Here is a 17,221-nt window from a genome sequence, read left to right as displayed (position 1 = left end):
CGCGACACAGCCGGCGCTTAGCCGAGGAACAGCTTGTACAGCGGGTTCTTGGTTTCGTCCCAGTGGCGGTAGCCGAGCTGGGCGAGGAAGGTGCGGAATTCCTTCATTTCCTTCTTGGGCACCTGCACGCCGACCAGGATGCGGCCGATGTCGCTGCCCTGGTTGCGGTAGTGGAACAGGCTGATGTTCCAGTTCGGGTTCATGCTCGAGAGGAACTTCATCAGCGCGCCCGGGCGCTCCGGGAATTCAAAGCGATAGAGCAGTTCGTCGCCGGCCAGTTCGCTCTTGCCGCCCACCAGGTGGCGGATGTGCACCTTGGCCAGTTCGTCGTGCGTCAGGTCGAGCACGCCGAAGCCGGCCTTCTCGAAATTGCGCGCGATCTTGCCGGCCTCGTCGGCGTTGGTGATCTGGATGCCGACGAAGACATGCGCGGCCTTGGCGTCGCTGATGCGGTAGTTGAACTCGGTCACGTTGCGCGGGCCGACGGTCTCGCAGAAGCGGCGGAAGCTGCCGCGCTCTTCGGGGATCGTCACCGCGAACACGGCTTCGCGCGCCTCGCCGGCGTCGGCCATCTCGGCCACGAAGCGCAGGCGGTCGAAGTTCATGTTGGCGCCGCAGGCGATGGTCACCAGCGATTCGCCCTTGATCGGTTTCTTGCTGTTCTTGGCGCGCTCCACGTAGGCCTTGGCGCCGGCCACGGCCAGTGCGCCGGCCGGCTCGACGATGCTGCGCGTGTCCTGGAAGATGTCCTTGATGGCGGTGCACACCGCATCGGTGTCGACGATGATGATGTCGTCCACCAGCTCCTTGGCAATGCGGAAGGTTTCTTCGCCCACCAGCTTGACGGCGGTGCCGTCGGAGAACAGGCCCACGTCCGGCAGCGCCACGCGGCGGCCGGCCTTCAGGCTGCGCGCCATGGCGTCGGAGTCGGTGGTCTGCACGCCGATGATCTTGATGTCGGGGCGCACGGCCTTCACGTAGGACGCCACGCCGGCGATCAGGCCGCCGCCGCCGATGGCCACGAAGATGGCGTGGATCGGTTCCGGGTGCTGGCGCAGGATTTCCATGCCCACCGTGCCTTGGCCGGCGATCACGTAGGGATCGTCGAACGGGTGCACGAAGGTCAGCTTGTGCTTTTTCTCCAGCGTCAGCGCGTGGTTGTAGGCGTCGGTGAAGGAGTCGCCGAACAGCACGACTTCGCCGCCGCGCGCCTTGACGGCCTCGATCTTGACTTGCGGCGTGGTGGTGGGCATCACCACCACGGCGCGGCAGCCCAGCCGGGCCGCCGACAGCGCCACGCCCTGGGCATGGTTGCCGGCCGAGGCGCAGATGACGCCGCGCTTGAGTTGCGCCTGCGTCAGGTGGGCCATCTTGTTGTAGGCGCCGCGCAGCTTGAAGCTGAACACGCTCTGCATGTCTTCGCGCTTGAAGTAAATTCGATTATCAATCCTTTGCGACAGCGTGTTCGCCAGTTCGAGCGGCGTTTCTTGGGCGACGTCATAGACGCGGGCGGTCAGGATTTTTTTCAGATAATCGTTACTCATTTTTGTCATCAAGAATGAAGTGCTGTAGGGCGTTGATAGCGTTTAAGCGCGGTCATATCGCAAGCGGGTAAAGGAAAAAACGGCTCGGTAAGCCGGTCGTGGATTCCCGCAGGCGGCCGGCCGGGATGGCCTGCCGGCGCGAGGGGAACTGATCATTATAATGGAGCCGCGCCGCGCGCCGACATCGCAGATCGATACCGGGCATGCGATGGCGCTGATGGCGCCGGTTTCTTGCCAGCTTGATATTGGCGGCGCCGGCCTCAGCTAGAATGCGAGCTTCGCCATTTGCCGCGGCATTCCCGTGGGCAAGTTTTCACCCCGGCAAGCGTTCGCCCGGCCTCCTGCCGCCTTCAACCCACCATCTTTGCGCATGATCGAATCCGCCGTTCTCTGGCTGTTGAATGTCCTCGCCGTTCCCACCGTTGGCCTGACCTCCGTCTTCCTTATCAGCTTCGTCTCCGCGACCTTGCTGCCGCTGGGTTCGGAGCCCGCGGTCTTTGCCGTCATCAAGGCCAATCCCGAGATGTTCTGGTCGGTGATCCTGGTAGCCACCGTCGGCAACACGCTGGGCGGGGTGGTGGATTACTGGATGGGCTACGGCGCGAAACAGGCGTTCGCCAAGGAGCGCTCGACACGCTGGTTCCACTGGCTCGAGCGTTTCGGCGCCAAGACCATGCTGCTGGCCTGGCTGCCCGGCATCGGCGACCCGATCTGCACGCTGGCCGGCTGGCTGCGCCTGCCGTTCTGGCCGTCGGTCATCTACATGGCCATCGGCAAGTTCGTGCGCTACATCCTGATGACCTGGCTGCTGCTGAACGTGCCGGATGGATTCTGGCGCAGCGTGGCGGACTGGCTGGCCTGAAGCGGCGACTTGCCCTCGCGCACCCGCATCAATGAAAACGGCGCCCGCGAGGCGCCGTTTTTTCATGCCATGCGAAATACGCTCAGCCGAGGATCACGTCCAGCAGCATCATCGTCACGAAGCCCGCCAGCAAGCCCAGCGTGGCTTGCGACTCGTGCCCCTGGCGGTGCGACTCGGGGATCACTTCGTGGCTGATCACGAACAGCATCGCGCCGCCCGCGCCGGCCAGCGCCCAGGGCAGGGCGGTGGTGGAGACGCCGGTCGCCATCGCGCCCAGTACGCCGCCGATCGGCTCCACCAGGCCTGACAGGATGCCGGCCGCGGCTGCCTTCCACGGCGAGTAGCCCAGCGTGCGCAAGGCCAGCGCCACCACCAGGCCTTCCGGGATGTCCTGGATGCCGATGCCGGTGGCCAGCGCCACGGCCTTGCCCATGTCCTCGCCGCCGAAGCCCACGCCGATGGCCAGGCCTTCGGGGAAGTTGTGGATGGTGACGGCCATCACGAACAGCCAGATGCGGCTGGCGCGGCCCGGATTGGCCTGGTCGCTGGCCATGGCCAGGAAATGCTGGTGCGGGATCACATGGTTCAGCGCCAGCACGAACAGCCCGCCCAGCATGATGCCGGTGGCTGCCAGCAGCACCGAGGCGTGCTTGGCGTAGCCGATGGCCTGCGCCGCGTCCATGGCCGGAATGATCAGCGAAAACACGCTGGCGGCCAGCATCACGCCGCCGCCGTAGCCCAGCATGACGTCCTGCGCCTTGACCGAGATGCGCCGCGTGAAGATCACGCCCAGCGCGCCCAGTGCGGTCAGGCCGGCGGCCGCGCCCGAGCCCAGCAGGGCGTTCCACACATGCGGGTTGAGCGCGAAGTAGGCGTGCAGGCTTTCGTAGGACTTGATCAGCAGGAACACCAGCGCCACCAGCAGCATGGCGATCTGGCGCGGTTTCAGGTTCAGCGTCAAGCTGTCGCCGATGTCGGGTCCGGCGGCGTCCTGTTGACGCGGCGCGTGCGCATCGGCACTGGCGAAAGGCGACGTCGACGACTCGTCGGACGCGCTCGGTTTGGCGGGAAAATTTTTGTTCAACGGTGCCGGTATCATGGCAGTCTCCCTGGCTGGCGGGTTGGCTGGACGTCCCCGCTGTCTGTTCAAGGAGTGACAGGCGGGATGGAAAGGACGTTCCTTTGGGCTATGCCTTGCATGCGGCGTAGTCGGCCAGGGTGATGGCTAGATTTTCCAAGAATTCGGTAATCAGATCTTGCAACATAACATCCTCCATGGTTTTTCGGGGCAACACCCATGACGTCTGGAGGGATTATAGATTTTTGATATCAACAAAATGAAATTGATTGTTTTTATAAATTTCATTGCCGCCGACTATCGCGCCATCCCGACTCCATTCCCGCTTCATTCCCGATTGAGGGCCGCGCCTGGCGTCTTGCCGAAGATCCGGCGATAAACTTGCTGCGTCGCAAAAATTGCCTGCGGGGCAATTTCCACCCGGGTTTCGTTATTAAAGAATAATCATTTGCATTGCGGGCGCAAAACCGGCCCGATCCCGTCGCGAGTTTTGGCAATAGGCTAAAATGTACCTCCGGCAGCAGATTTACCCTTTCTACATAGATGAACGCCCCCGCCCACATCCAAGCATTGCTCACAGACGCGCCGCATGGCGCCACGCCCACTCGCTTGCGCGAAATTCCGTACAACTACACCTCGTTCTCCGACCGCGAGATCGTGATCCGGTTGCTGGGCGAAGAGTCTTGGTCCCTGCTGGACGAGCTGCGCGCCAAGCGCCAGACCGGCCGTTCGGCGCGCATGCTGTATGAAGTGCTGGGCGACATCTGGGTCGTTCGCCGCAATCCTTACCTGCAGGACGACCTGCTGGACAACCCGAAGCGCCGCGCCGCGCTGATCGAGGCGCTGAACCATCGCCTGAATGAAGTCGACAAGCGCCGCATCGACGTCGGCCAGGCCGATGCCGCCGATGCGGATGCAGCGCGCCGCAGCGCCAGCGTGGAAGCGCTGGTGAAGGCGGCCAAGAAGGCCATCGCCGACTTCGCCGAGGAATTCCGTCGCAGCTACGATCTGCGCAAGCGCGCCACCAAGGTGCTGGGCCGTTATACGGCCAAGGACAACATCAAGTTCGACGGCCTCTCGCGCGTGTCGCACGTGACCGACGCCACCGACTGGCGCGTCGAGTATCCGTTCGTGGTGCTGACCCCGGACAGCGAAGACGAAATGGCCGGCCTGGTCAAGGCCTGCATCGAACTCGGCCTGACCATCATCCCGCGCGGCGGCGGCACCGGCTACACCGGCGGCGCCATTCCGCTGACGCCGATGTCGGCCGTCATCAATACCGAAAAACTGGAACAGCTGGGCGCTGTCGAAATGGAAGTGCTGCCCGGCCTGGACAAGCCCTACGCCACCATCTACTCGGGCGCCGGCGTGGTCACCAAGCGCGTCTCGGACGCGGCCGAGAAGGCCGGCTTCGTGTTCGCGGTCGACCCGACCTCGGCCGAGGCCTCGTGCATCGGCGGCAACGTCGCCATGAACGCCGGCGGCAAGAAGGCCGTGCTGTGGGGCACCGCGCTGGACAACCTGGCCAGCTGGCGCATGGTCGACCCGCAGGGCGACTGGCTGGAAGTCACCCGCCTGGACCACAACCTGGGCAAGATCCACGACGTCGAGGTCGCCACCTTCAAGCTCGAGTGGTCGCATCCCGGCGAAAAGGGCCAGAAGACCGAAGTCTTCAAGACCGAGATCCTGGAAATCTCCGGCAAGAAATTCCGCAAGGAAGGCCTGGGCAAGGACGTCACCGACAAGTTCCTGTCGGGCCTGCCCGGCGTGCAGAAGGAAGGTTGCGACGGCCTGATCACCTCGGCCCGCTGGATCCTGCACAAGATGCCCAAGCAGACCCGCACGGTCTGCCTGGAGTTCTTCGGCCAGGCGCGCGACGCGATTCCCTCGATCGTCGAGATCAAGGATTTCCTGGACGCCGAAACCAAGCGCGGCGGCGCCATCCTGGCCGGCCTCGAACACCTGGACGAGCGCTACCTGCGCGCGGTCGGCTACGCCACCAAGTCCAAGCGCGGCGTGCTGCCCAAGATGGTGCTGATCGGCGACATCGTCGGCGACGACGAGAACGCCGTGGCCTCGGCCGCCTCGGAAGTGATCCGCATGGCCAACAACCGCGTCGGCGAAGGTTTCGTCGCGGTGAGCCCGGAAGCGCGCAAGAAATTCTGGCTGGACCGCTCGCGCACCGCCGCCATCGCCAAGCACACCAATGCCTTCAAGATCAACGAAGACGTGGTGATCCCGCTGCCGCGCATGGGCGAGTACACCGACGGCATCGAGCGCATCAACATCGAGCTGTCGATCAAGAACAAGCTGCAGCTGCTGGCCGAGCTGGAAAACTTCTTCGTCAAGGGCAACCTGCCGCTGGGCAAGAGCGACGACGCCGAAGGCGAGGAGATTCCCGCCGCCGAAATGCTGGAAGACCGCGTGCACCAGGCCGAAGCGCTGATCGAGCAGACGCATGCGCGCTGGTCCTATCTGCTGGCCAACCTGGACAAGCCGCTGAAGGTCGCCAAGGGCGAACTGGCCTCGCTGGGCCTGGACAAGATGATGGCCATGTTCGACCAGCGCCTGGTCGAACAGCCTGAGGCCAACGTGTTCCACGTCGTGCAGGACCGCACCGTGCGCGTGTCCTGGAAGCAGGAAGTGCGCGCCCAGCTGCGCCAGATCTTCAGCGGCGCCGCCTTCAAGCTGATCCTGGAAGAATGCCAGGCGATCCACAAGCGCGTGCTGCGCGGCCGCGTGTTCGTGGCGCTGCACATGCACGCCGGCGACGGCAACGTGCACACCAACCTGCCGGTCAACTCCGACCACTACGAGATGCTGCAGGATGCGCACGAGGCCGTGGCGCGCATCATGACGCTGGCCCGTTCGCTCAACGGCGTGATCTCGGGCGAGCACGGCATCGGCATCACCAAGCTGGAGTTCCTGACCGAAGACGAGATCGGCGAATTCCGCGAATACAAGAAGCGCGTCGATCCCGAAGGTCGCTTCAACAAGGGCAAGCTGCTGAACCTGCCGGGCATGGAGGCCGACCTCTCCAACGCCTATACGCCTTCGTTCGGCCTGATGGGACACGAGTCGCTGATCATGCAGCAAAGCGACATCGGCGCCATCGCCAACAGCGTCAAGGACTGCCTGCGTTGCGGCAAGTGCAAGCCGGTCTGCTCGACCCACGTGCCGCGCGCCAACCTGCTGTACTCGCCGCGCAACAAGATCCTGGCGACGTCGCTGCTGGTCGAAGCCTTCCTCTATGAAGAGCAGACCCGCCGCGGCATCTCGATCAAGCACTGGGAAGAGTTCGAGGACGTGGCCGATCACTGCACCGTCTGCCACCGTTGCGTGACGCCTTGCCCGGTCGATATCGACTTCGGCGACGTCTCCATGAACATGCGCAACCTGCTGCGCAAGATGGGCAAGAAGTCGTTCAACGCCGGCACCAGCGCGGCGATGTTCTTCCTCAACGCCAAGGACCCGGCGACCATCAACGCCACCCGCAAGGTCATGACCGACTGGGGTTTCAAGGCGCAGCGCCTGGGTAACGACATCCTGAAGAAGTTCGCCAAAAAGCAGACCGCCAAGCCTGCGGCGACCGTCGGCAAAGCTCCCGTGAAGGAGCAGGTGATCCACTTCATCAACAAGAAGATGCCGGGCAACCTGCCCAAGAAGACGGCCCGCGCGCTGCTGGATATCGAGGACGACAAGATCGTGCCGATCATCCGCAATCCGAAGACCACCACGGTCGATTCGGAGGCGGTGTTCTACTTCCCGGGCTGCGGCTCGGAGCGCCTGTTCTCGCAGGTCGGCCTGGCGACCCAGGCGATGCTGTGGAACGTGGGCGTGCAGACGGTGCTGCCGCCGGGCTACCTGTGCTGCGGCTATCCGCAACGCGGCTCCGGCGACTACGACAAGGCCGACAAGATCATCACCGACAACCGCGTGCTGTTCCACCGCATGGCCAATACGCTGAACTACCTCGACATCAAGACCGTCGTGGTGTCCTGCGGCACCTGCTACGACCAGCTGCAGGGGTATGAATTCGAGAAGATCTTCCCCGGCTGCCGCATCATCGACATCCACGAGTTCCTGCTCGAGAAGGGCGTCAGGCTAGAAGGCGTCTCCGGTACCCGCTACATGTACCACGATCCCTGCCACACCCCGATGAAGTTGCAGGATCCGCTGAAGACGGTCAACTCGCTGATCACCACCGTGGACGCGCAGAAGATCGAGAAGAACGACCGCTGCTGCGGCGAGTCGGGCACCTTCGGCGTGTCGCGTCCCGACGTGTCGACCCAGGTCCGCTTCCGCAAGGAAGAGGAAATGCGCAAGGGCGCCGACAAGGTCCGCGCCGACGGCTTCACCGGCGACGTCAAGATCCTGACCTCGTGCCCGTCCTGCTTCCAGGGCCTGTCGCGCTACAACGAAGACTCGGGCACCACCGCCGACTACATCGTGGTCGAGATGGCCAAGCACCTGCTGGGCGAGAACTGGATGCCGGAATACGTCGAACGCGCCAACAACGGCGGCATCGAACGCGTGCTGGTGTAAGCGATGAGCGACGCTGTTTCTTCCTGCGAACTGTGCGCCGGCGACGGCGGCGAAGTGCTCTGGCGCCACGCGGATTTTCGCGTGGTGCTGGTCGATGAGCCCGACTATCCCGGCTTTTGCCGCGTGATCTGGAACGGCCACGTCAAGGAAATGACCGACCTGGCGCCGGCCGCGCGCACGCTGCTGTCCAACGCCGTGTGGGCGGTGGAGGCGGCGGTGCGCGAAGTGATGGCGCCCGAGAAGGTCAACCTAGCCACGCTGGGCAACATGACGCCGCACGTGCATTGGCACGTCATCCCGCGTTACTTGGACGACCGCCATTTCCCCAGCCCGGTGTGGGCCGCGCCGCGGCGCGAGGCCGATGCCGCTTCGCTGGAAGCGCGCCGCGCACGGCTGCCGCAACTGCGCGAGGCCATTGGCCGCCAGCTGGATGCGGCGGGTTTGCAGGCCGCCTGATCGGGTTTCGCGGCGCAGTCACACAACGGCGTCGCCGGGCGCGACAGCGCCTGGGACGGCCCGGCAACATACATACAAATGGTTAGCGCATGAGCTCCCAATCTTCCCCCATCCCCGTTTCGTTCAAGGTGCGCAAGGTGTCGCGCGTGGTCGAAGTCGAGTTCGACGACGGCGTCACCCACTCCCTGCCTTTCGAGTTGATGCGCGTGTATTCGCCCTCGGCCGAAGTGCGCGGCCATGGCCCGGGGCAGGAAGTGCTGCAGACTGGCAAGCGCAACGTCGAGATCAACGGCATCGAGCCGGTCGGCAACTACGGCGTCAAGCCGCTGTTTTCGGACGGTCACACCAGCGGCATCTTCACCTGGGATTACCTCTACCAGCTCGGCCGCGACCAGGCCGCGATGTGGGAAACCTACCTGCAGAAGCTGGAAGCCGCCGGCTTCACCCGCGAGTCCGGGCGCGACCAGGAAATGGGCGATGGCGGCGCATCCGGCTGCGGCCATCACCACTGAAGCAATATCGGCCGGGCTGGTTCGTCCACCGGCATATAATGTGCGACTGCGCGCGAGCTTGCGCCAACAATACTGATCAGCCATGACCAACACCACGCATTTCGGTTACGAAACCGTCAAAGAAGAAGACAAGGTCCGCAAGGTCGCGGAAGTGTTCCACTCCGTCGCCGCCAAGTACGACGTCATGAACGATTTCATGTCGGCCGGCCTGCATCGCGTCTGGAAGGCCTTCACCATCGCCCAGGCGGGCATCCGCCCCGGCTTCAAGGTGCTCGACATCGCCGGCGGCACCGGCGACCTGTCCAAGGCCTTCGCCAAGCAGGCGGGCCCGACCGGCGAAGTCTGGCTGACCGACATCAACGAATCCATGCTGCGCGTGGGCCGCGACCGCCTGTTGAACAAGGGCATCGTCACGCCGACCACCTTGTGCGACGCCGAGAAGCTGCCGTTTCCGGACAACTACTTCGACCGCGTGTCGGTGGCCTTCGGCCTGCGCAACATGACCCACAAGGACGTCGCGCTGTCGGAGATGCGCCGCGTGCTCAAGCCCGGCGGCAAGCTGCTGGTGCTGGAGTTCTCCAAGGTGTGGGAGCCGCTGAAGAAGCCCTATGACATCTACTCCTTCTCGGTGCTGCCGTGGCTGGGCCAGAAGGTCGCCAACGACGCCGACAGCTACCGCTACCTGGCCGAGTCGATCCGCATGCACCCGGACCAGGAAACGCTCAAGAAGATGATGGAAGACGTCGGTCTCGAGCGTGTCCAGTACTACAACCTGACCGCCGGCGTGGCTGCGCTGCATACCGGCATCAAGATGTAATCGAGTTTCAGCGCACGGGCCCGGTCGGGCTCGTGGCATTTCAGGCGTACGGCAGCGGTTAAGGGTGGCTTAAGTCTGCCCCGCGACAATGGCGCCAGACCGGAGCACACGGGCTTGCTTTTTCGTGCAGCCGCCCCCAGCTCCGGCATCATCCACAAGAGGTAAGCGTATGAAAAAATTCATGCTCGCACTGATGCTGGCGATCACTTCGCTGGCCATGATCGTGTCCCCGGCTGACGCCAAGCGCCTCGGCGGCGGCGGTTCGTTCGGCAAGCAGTCGTCCAATTATTCGCGCCAGGCGACGCCGTCTTCGCCTTCCTACAACCAGGCGCCGAGCGCCGCGCCGTATCGCCCGTCGACTCCGGCGGCCACGCCGCAAAGCGTGCCGCCCAAGCCGGCCAGCCCGTGGCGCAACGTCCTGGGCGGCGCATTGCTGGGCTTCGGCCTGGGCGCGCTGATGTCGCACTTCGGCATCGGTGGCGCATTGGGCGGCATGTTGGGCTCGCTGCTGACGATCGCGCTGCTGGCCTTCGCGGTGATCTTCGTGATCCGGCTGTTCTCGCGCAACCGTTATGAACAGAGCAACAACCCGGCCTATGCCACGCCCATGCCCGGCCCCAGCCCCATCGGCAGCGCCGCGGCGGCTACGCCCGAGATCGGCTCGGGCCTGAAGGACATCAATCCGCCGCCGGGTTACCAGACCGGCGCGCCGGCTGCGCTGCAGGGCAACGGTGTCGGCGCCGGCGGGCAGCCCGCCGGCGGCGCCCCGGCCCGGATCGAGAAGTGGGGCATTCCCGCCGATTTCGACACCGCCGGTTTCGTGCGCAACGCCAAGACCTATTTCATCCGCCTGCAGGCGGCCTGGGATCGCGCCGACGTCAACGACATCCGCGAATTCACCTCGCCGGAGATGTTCGCCGAGCTGCGCATGCAGCTGACCGAACGCGGCCCCGCGCCCAACGCCACCGACGTGGTGCAGCTGGAGGCCGAACTGCTGGGCATCGAGCAACTGCCCTACGATTACCTCGCCACCGTACGCTTCCAGGGCCTGATCAAGGAAGCGCCGGATGCGTCGGCCGAGCCCTTCGCCGAGATCTGGAACCTGTCCAAGCCGCAAAACGGCGGCGGCGGCTGGGTGCTGGCCGGTATCCAGCAGGTTTGACGGTCCCGGCGGCGGTGCCGGATCAAGGAAGGCGCAATGGCCATCCTTGCCAAGCCGCCAAGCTGTTAAACTTGAAACCGCCCGGCTTTCTCGGGCGGTTTTATTTTGTGCGGCGGTTTCAGGCGCGTTCGCCGTATCCGTCTCAGACGCTGCCGCACATCGACATTGCCACCAGATCAACTATCGCCGACGTCATGCCAGCATTGCCCGCCCCATCCGCCCTCGATCCGATGAAACCTGCCGCCGCGGTGATCAACCACCTGCTGGCGCAGGAGCCGTGGGCGCGCAAGGCGCTGGCCGCGCACGCCGGCAAGCTCGCCTGCATCGACACCGGCGCAATGCAGCTGCGCCTGAAGGTGGCCGGCGACGGCTACGTGCAGGATGCGCCGGCCGATGCGCCGGCGGCCGTCACCATCCGCGTCAAGCTGTCCGACCTGCCGCTGATCGCGGCCAACCGCGAGCGCGCGGTGTCCTACGTCAAGCTGGAGGGCGACGCCGATTTCGCCAACGCCATTTCGCAGCTGAGCCAGAACCTGCGTTGGGACGCCGAAGACGACCTGTCGCGCGTGTTCGGCGACATCGCCGCCACGCGCATGGTATCGGGCGCGCGCGGCCTGTTCGAGGCGCTGCGCACCACACACAAGAAGGTGACCGAAAACGTCGCCGAGTATTTTCTGGAAGAACAACCGATGCTGATCCGCCCCCGCATGCTGCAGGATTTTTCCGCCGACGTCGTGCGCCTGCGCGATGACCTGGAGCGCCTGTCCAAACGCATCGAAAAGCTGGAGCGCCGCTGATGCTGCTGCGTTCCCTGCGTCTGTTCAAGATCATCCGCGTCGCCATCCTCTACGGCCTGGATGAGATCATCACCACCGAGTTCGCGCCGCCGCGCATCGGCCGCCTGATCAACACCGTCTTCTTCTGGCGCGACCTGTCCGCCCCGCGCGGCGAACGCCTGCGCCGCGCGCTGGAAGAGCTGGGTCCGATCTTCATCAAGTTCGGCCAGGTGCTCTCGACCCGGCGCGACCTGATGCCGCCCGACATCGCCAACGAGCTGACGCGCCTGCAAGACCGCGTGCCGCCGTTCGATTCCGAACTGGCCGTGCAGCAGATCCAGAAATCGCTGGGCGCGCATCCGGAGGAGCTGTTCGCCAGCTTCGAGCGCACCCCGGTGGCTTCGGCCTCGATCGCCCAGGTCCACTTCGCCACCCTGAAGGACGGCAAGGAAGTCGCCGTCAAGGTGCTGCGGCCGGGCATGCGCGAGGTGATCGACCACGACATCGGCCTGATGCACGTCGCCGCCGACTGGCTGGAGCGCCTGTGGGAAGACGGTCGCCGCCTCAAGGCCAAGGAAGTGGTGGGCGAATTCGACAAATACCTGCACGACGAACTCGACCTGATGCGCGAGGCCGCCAACGCCAGCCAGCTGCGCCGCAACTTCGCCGAGTCGACGCTCTTGATGGTGCCGGAGATGTACTGGGACTACTGCTCGTCGTCGGTGATCGTGATGGAGCGCATGCACGGCATTCCGATCTCGCAGACCGAGCGCCTGCGCGAGGAGGGCGTGGACTTGTCCAAGCTGTCGCGCGACGGCGTGGAGATCTTCTTCACCCAGGTGTTCCGCGACGGTTTCTTCCACGCCGACATGCACCCGGGCAACATCCTGGTGTCGGTGGCGCCCGAGACCTTCGGCCGCTATATCGCGCTGGACTTCGGCATCGTCGGCACGCTCAACGATTTCGACAAGGACTACCTGTCACAGAATTTCCTGGCCTTCTTCCGCCGCGACTACAAGCGTGTGGCCGAGGCCCACATCGAGTCCGGCTGGGCGCCCAAGGATACCCGCGTCGACGAGCTCGAAGCCGCCGTGCGCGCCTGCTGCGAACCGATCTTCGACCGTCCGCTGAAGGACATCTCCTTCGGCCAGGTGCTGCTGCGCCTGTTCCAGACCTCGCGCCGCTTCAACGTCGAGGTGCAGCCGCAGCTGGTGCTGCTGCAGAAGACGCTGTTGAATGTGGAAGGACTGGGGCGCCAGCTCGACCCCGACCTCGACCTGTGGAAGACCGCCAAGCCTTATCTGGAACGCTGGATGAGCGAGCAGATCGGCTGGCGTGGTTTCGTCGAGCAGCTCAAGGTCGAGGTGCCGCGCTACAGCCGCCTGCTGCCGCAGATCCCGCGCCTGGCGCACCAGGCGCTGACCAAGTACACCGAAGGCGAGAGCCAGCCGCAGAACGCCGAGCTGCTGAAGAAACTGCTGGCCGAGCAGCGCCGCACCAACATGCTGTTGGGCGTGATCGTCTACTTCGGCGGCGGGCTGATCGGCGGCATCATCGTGGTCCAGCTGCTGATGCATGTGCTGAAATTCTATTGAGATCCATGCGCAGGACCTGAGCGAACGCCGGCATCAGCCGGCGTTTCGCATCGGGGACGGCAAACCGAAGGGGAAGACAAGTGGGAACCACCGACAACGCCATGCCGGACACGCCTGATGTGCGCGTGCGCATGCTGCCCTACATCGTGGCGGCGACCTTCTTCATGGAGTACCTGGACACCACCATCATCGCCACCGCGCTGCCGCAGATGGCGCAGTCCTTCGGCATCGGCCCCAACGAGCTGAGCCTGGGCATGACCGCCTACATGCTGACGCTGGCGGTGTTCATTCCCATCAGCGGCTGGGTGGCGGACCGCTTCGGTTCGCGCACCGTGTTCGGCGCCGCCATCGCCATCTTCACCTTTGCCTCCATCCTGTGCGGCTTCTCGCAGAACCTGTGGGAGTTCACTGCGGCGCGGGTGCTGCAGGGCGTGGGCGGCGCGATGATGGTGCCGGTGGGGCGCATGATCGTGGTGCGCAGCACCGACAAGACGCGGCTGATGAAGGCCATCGCCACCATCACCTGGCCGGCCATCGTGGCGCCGGTGGTGGGGCCGTCCATCGGCGGCTTCATCACCACCTACGCGTCGTGGCACTGGATCTTCCTGATGAACGTGCCGTTCGGCATCGCCGCCTTCTGCGCGGTGATGGCCATCGTGCGCAACGAGCACGGCGCCGGCAAGCGCCCGCTGGACCTGGCGGGATTCTTCCTCTCGGGTGCGGCGCTGACCTCGCTGCTGTACGGCACCGAGATCGCCAGCCACATGGAGGCCAACATCAAGGTGGCGCTGGGCTTCATCGCCGGCGGCATCGTGCTGGGCTGGTTCGCGTGGCGCCACATGCAGCGCGCCGAGCACCCGCTGCTGGATTTCTCCAACCTGAAGATTCCCACCTATTCGGTCACCGTCATCACCGGGTCGCTCACGCGCATCGGCATCGACTCGGTGCCTTACCTGATGCCGCTGATGTTCCAGATCGGCTTCGGCCTGACCGCGTTCCAGTCGGGGCTGCTGTTGCTGGCCACCGCCTTGGGCAACCTCGGGATGAAGGCCTTCACCACGCGCATCCTGCAGCGCTTCGGTTTCCGGCGGGTGTCGGTGACCAACGCGGCCATTGCCGGCTGCATGATCATCGCCTGCGGGCTGTTGGCGCCGTCCACGCCGCTGCCGGTGATCCTGGGCGTGATCTTCTGTTACGGCCTGTCGCGCTCGATGCAGTTCTCGACGCTGGCCACGCTGGCCTACGCCGACATCAGCGACGCCCGCAAGTCCTCGGCCAGCACACTGTGGAGCGTGGCGCAGCAGATGACCATCGGCATGGGCATCGCCTTCGGTGCGCTGGCGCTGCGCATCGCCGCCTACCTGCGCGGCGAGAGCATCGAGGCCGCCGGCGCCCACTTCACGCTGGGCGACTTCCAGTGGGCCTTCGCCATGGCCGGCGTGGTGACGCTGATTTCGGTGCAGGGCTATCGCGGCCTGGCGCGCGACGCCGGCAGCAACATCGGCGGCGGGATGCGCCAGGCACAAGCCCAGGCCAGGCGCTGAGTCCGGTTCGGGCTATGCGATGGCCGAGAAGCGCTCGGCCAGTTTCTGCGCGCGGAAGTGTTCGACGATGAAGTCGACGAACACCCGCGTCTTGGCCGGCAGCAGACGCGCGGCCGTAAAGTACAGCGACAGCATGCCGCCATCCACGTACCAGTCCGGCAGCACGCGCACCAGCGTGCCGCGCCCCAGGTAGACCACCGCATGCGGCATCGCCACCAGCGTGATGCCCAGTCCCATCTCCGCGATCTCGCAGGCGACATTGGGGTCGTTCATCGTCATCTTCACTTTCAGGGCCACCGGCGCCTGTTCGCCGGCGCGGTCGCGCAGCGTCCAGGGGCGGATGCGCCCGGTCTGCGGCGAGCGGATCAGGATGCCGTCGTGCTGCGGCAGGTCGGCCGGCGTGCGCAGGGGCGGGTGAGCCTCCAGATAGGCGGGCGAGGCCAGCAGCACGCGATGCGCCGGCGCCAGCTCGCGCGCCACCACGCCGGGCGAGAGCTCGATGCCGCCGCCGATGGCGGCGTCGAAGCTCTCGCTGATCAGGTCCACCGGGCGGTTGTCGAAATGCCAGTCGGGCGAGATGCCGGGATAGCGCTGCAGGAAGTCGCCCAGCAGCGGCACGATGTACTCGCGCCCGAACCCCGTTCCCATGCTGACCTTGAGTGTGCCGGCCGGCTGCCCGCCGGCGCTGGCCAGGTTGGCGACGGCGTTGCGGATGGTTTCCAGGCCGCCGCCGACTTCCTGCAGGAAGCGCTCGCCGGCCTCGGTCATCGTCAGCTTGCGGGTGCTGCGGTGGAACAGGCGTACGCCGAGATTGCCTTCCAGCCGCGCCACGTTCTTGCCGACCGCAGCCGAGGTCAGGCCCAGCCGGCGCGCGGCGGCGGAGAAACTGCCGGCGTCGGCGGCGGCGACGAAGCATTCGATGCTGCTCATGGTTTCCATGGGGCGGCTCACTGTGGAAAAGGGGAATATTCCGATTTTAAACCTTTGGTTTAAAAAGAAGATAGAGATTGCTAGCTAGTCGCAACATAATCGATTGACGATACTTGCTTCAACCCAGCCGGGTTTAACTCTCAAACGAAACGAACAAGGAGCAAGATCATGTCGAACCAAGCCAACACCACCCGTACCCTCTCCAACAAGATCGCCTTCGTGCAAGGCGGCTCGCGCGGCATCGGCGCGGCCATCGTGCGCCGCCTGGCCGCCGAAGGCGCCACGGTCGCCTTCACCTACGTCACCTCGCCGGCGCCGGCCCAGGCGCTGGTCACCGAGATCGAAGCCGCCGGCGGCCGCGCCCTGGCCATCCAGGCCGACAGCTCGGACGCTGTTGCACTCAAGCAAGCCATCAGCATCGCCGCAGAAACCTTCGGTGGACTGGACATCCTGGTCAACAACGCCGGCGTGCTGGCAATGGGCCCGATCGATCAGTTCAGCCTGGAAGACCTGGACCGCACCCTGGCCGTGAACGTGCGCAGCGTGTTCGTCGCCACCCAGGAAGCCGTGCGCTACATGAAGGAAGGCGGCCGCGTGGTCACCATCGGCAGCACCAACGCCGACCGCATGCCGTTCGCCGGCGGCGCCGCTTACGCGATGAGCAAGTCGGCCATCGTCGGCCTGACCAAGGGCCTCTCGCGCGACCTCGGTCCGCGCGGCATCACCGTCAACAACGTGCAGCCCGGCCCGGTGGATACCGACATGAACCCGGCCGACAGCGATTTCGCCGATTCCCTGAAGGGCCTGATGTCGCTGCCGCGTTACGGCAAGGTGGAAGAGATTGCCAGCTTCGTGGCTTACCTGGCAGGTCCGGAAGCCGGCTACATCACTGGCGCCAGCCTGATGATCGATGGCGGTTTCTCGGCCTGATGCTTCAGAGACAGCAAGCGTAAGAAAAGCCGTCGTCCCCGCGAAGGGGGGGGGCCAGCGACGTTGGCGGAGGCAGCAAGAACGCTGAACGACACTGGGTCCCCGCCTTCGCGGGGACGACGGATTATTTTTTTCGACGGGGTGATCAGGGTGAGGTCGGAGATGCGTGGCCTACGCGAACAGCCATGCCAGCTACACGCCCGGCTCCGGCACGCGCATGAAGGCTCCACCAACGAGGAAGGCATGCGTGTTGGTATCGCGCATGCAAAAAGACCGTCGTCCCCGCGAAGGCGGGGGGCCAGCGACGTTGGCGGAGGCAGCAAGAACGCTGAACGACACAGGGTCCCCGCTTTCGCGGGGACGACGGATTATTTTTTTCGACGGGGTGATCAGGGTGAGGTCGGAGATGCGTGGCCTACGCGAACAGCCATGCCAGCTACACGCCCGGCTCCGGCACGCGCATGAAGGCT

13 protein-coding genes are annotated in these 17,221 nt (G+C 65.0%); 10 read left to right on the top strand and 3 right to left on the bottom strand.

What is annotated here, in order from left to right:
• Nucleotides 1-17 precede the first annotated feature (17 nt).
• Entirely contained in the window at nucleotides 18-1,544 is a 1,527-nt protein-coding gene (gene ilvA / locus CEJ42_RS16725) for a threonine ammonia-lyase, biosynthetic (RefSeq protein ID WP_088751893.1), read from the bottom strand.
• A gap of 370 nt (nucleotides 1,545-1,914) precedes the next feature.
• Between ilvA and CEJ42_RS16720 the strand changes: the two genes are divergently transcribed.
• Nucleotides 1,915-2,406 (top strand): YqaA family protein, encoded by a 492-nt coding sequence (locus CEJ42_RS16720; protein ID WP_079218234.1) that lies wholly within the window; start codon nucleotides 1,915-1,917, stop codon nucleotides 2,404-2,406.
• 82 nt (nucleotides 2,407-2,488) lie between these two features.
• Here CEJ42_RS16720 and CEJ42_RS16715 read toward each other — a convergent pair whose 3' ends face one another.
• Nucleotides 2,489-3,505 (bottom strand): ZIP family metal transporter, encoded by a 1,017-nt coding sequence (locus CEJ42_RS16715; protein WP_088751892.1) that lies wholly within the window; start codon nucleotides 3,503-3,505, stop codon nucleotides 2,489-2,491.
• A gap of 522 nt (nucleotides 3,506-4,027) precedes the next feature.
• Between CEJ42_RS16715 and CEJ42_RS16710 the strand changes: the two genes are divergently transcribed.
• The 8 genes from CEJ42_RS16710 (at nucleotide 4,028) to CEJ42_RS16675 (ending at nucleotide 14,891) form a co-directional block, all read left to right on the top strand.
• Complete coding sequence (locus tag CEJ42_RS16710; RefSeq protein WP_088751891.1) at nucleotides 4,028-8,029, top strand: DUF3683 domain-containing protein; 4,002 nt, start codon at nucleotides 4,028-4,030, stop codon at nucleotides 8,027-8,029.
• Nucleotides 8,030-8,032: 3 nt separating this feature from the next.
• Nucleotides 8,033-8,485 carry an HIT family protein gene (locus CEJ42_RS16705; RefSeq protein WP_088751890.1) on the top strand — a complete coding sequence of 151 codons (453 nt, stop codon included), beginning with the start codon at nucleotides 8,033-8,035 and terminating at the stop codon, nucleotides 8,483-8,485.
• Between the two features lie 89 nt (nucleotides 8,486-8,574).
• A complete protein-coding gene (locus CEJ42_RS16700; RefSeq protein ID WP_079218238.1) occupies nucleotides 8,575-8,997 on the top strand; it encodes a gamma-butyrobetaine hydroxylase family protein in 423 nt (140 codons plus the stop codon).
• 82 nt (nucleotides 8,998-9,079) lie between these two features.
• A complete protein-coding gene (ubiE, locus tag CEJ42_RS16695) occupies nucleotides 9,080-9,814 on the top strand; it encodes a bifunctional demethylmenaquinone methyltransferase/2-methoxy-6-polyprenyl-1,4-benzoquinol methylase UbiE (protein ID WP_079218239.1) in 735 nt (244 codons plus the stop codon).
• A 169-nt stretch (nucleotides 9,815-9,983) separates the two neighbouring features.
• Entirely contained in the window at nucleotides 9,984-10,976 is a 993-nt protein-coding gene (locus CEJ42_RS16690) for a Tim44 domain-containing protein (RefSeq protein ID WP_088751889.1), read from the top strand.
• A gap of 194 nt (nucleotides 10,977-11,170) precedes the next feature.
• Nucleotides 11,171-11,773 carry a ubiquinone biosynthesis accessory factor UbiJ gene (locus tag CEJ42_RS16685; protein ID WP_207760453.1) on the top strand — a complete coding sequence of 201 codons (603 nt, stop codon included), beginning with the start codon at nucleotides 11,171-11,173 and terminating at the stop codon, nucleotides 11,771-11,773.
• Entirely contained in the window at nucleotides 11,773-13,347 is a 1,575-nt protein-coding gene (gene ubiB, locus CEJ42_RS16680; RefSeq protein ID WP_079218242.1) for a ubiquinone biosynthesis regulatory protein kinase UbiB, read from the top strand. The genes CEJ42_RS16685 and ubiB overlap by 1 nt, the downstream gene beginning before the upstream one ends.
• 101 nt (nucleotides 13,348-13,448) lie before the next feature.
• Nucleotides 13,449-14,891 carry an MFS transporter gene (locus CEJ42_RS16675; protein ID WP_079219320.1) on the top strand — a complete coding sequence of 481 codons (1,443 nt, stop codon included), beginning with the start codon at nucleotides 13,449-13,451 and terminating at the stop codon, nucleotides 14,889-14,891.
• 12 nt (nucleotides 14,892-14,903) lie between these two features.
• On the opposite strand, the gene CEJ42_RS16670 is transcribed toward CEJ42_RS16675, so the two are convergent.
• A complete protein-coding gene (locus CEJ42_RS16670) occupies nucleotides 14,904-15,830 on the bottom strand; it encodes a LysR family transcriptional regulator (RefSeq protein ID WP_088751887.1) in 927 nt (308 codons plus the stop codon).
• A gap of 159 nt (nucleotides 15,831-15,989) precedes the next feature.
• Between CEJ42_RS16670 and CEJ42_RS16665 the strand changes: the two genes are divergently transcribed.
• Complete coding sequence (locus tag CEJ42_RS16665; protein WP_079218244.1) at nucleotides 15,990-16,751, top strand: 3-oxoacyl-ACP reductase family protein; 762 nt, start codon at nucleotides 15,990-15,992, stop codon at nucleotides 16,749-16,751.
• Nucleotides 16,752-17,221 lie beyond the last annotated feature (470 nt).

The organism is Herbaspirillum robiniae (genome assembly GCF_002213415.1).
Classification (GTDB): Bacteria; Pseudomonadota; Gammaproteobacteria; order Burkholderiales; family Burkholderiaceae_D; genus Herbaspirillum; species Herbaspirillum robiniae.
This window is presented reverse-complemented; position numbering and strand designations above follow the sequence as displayed.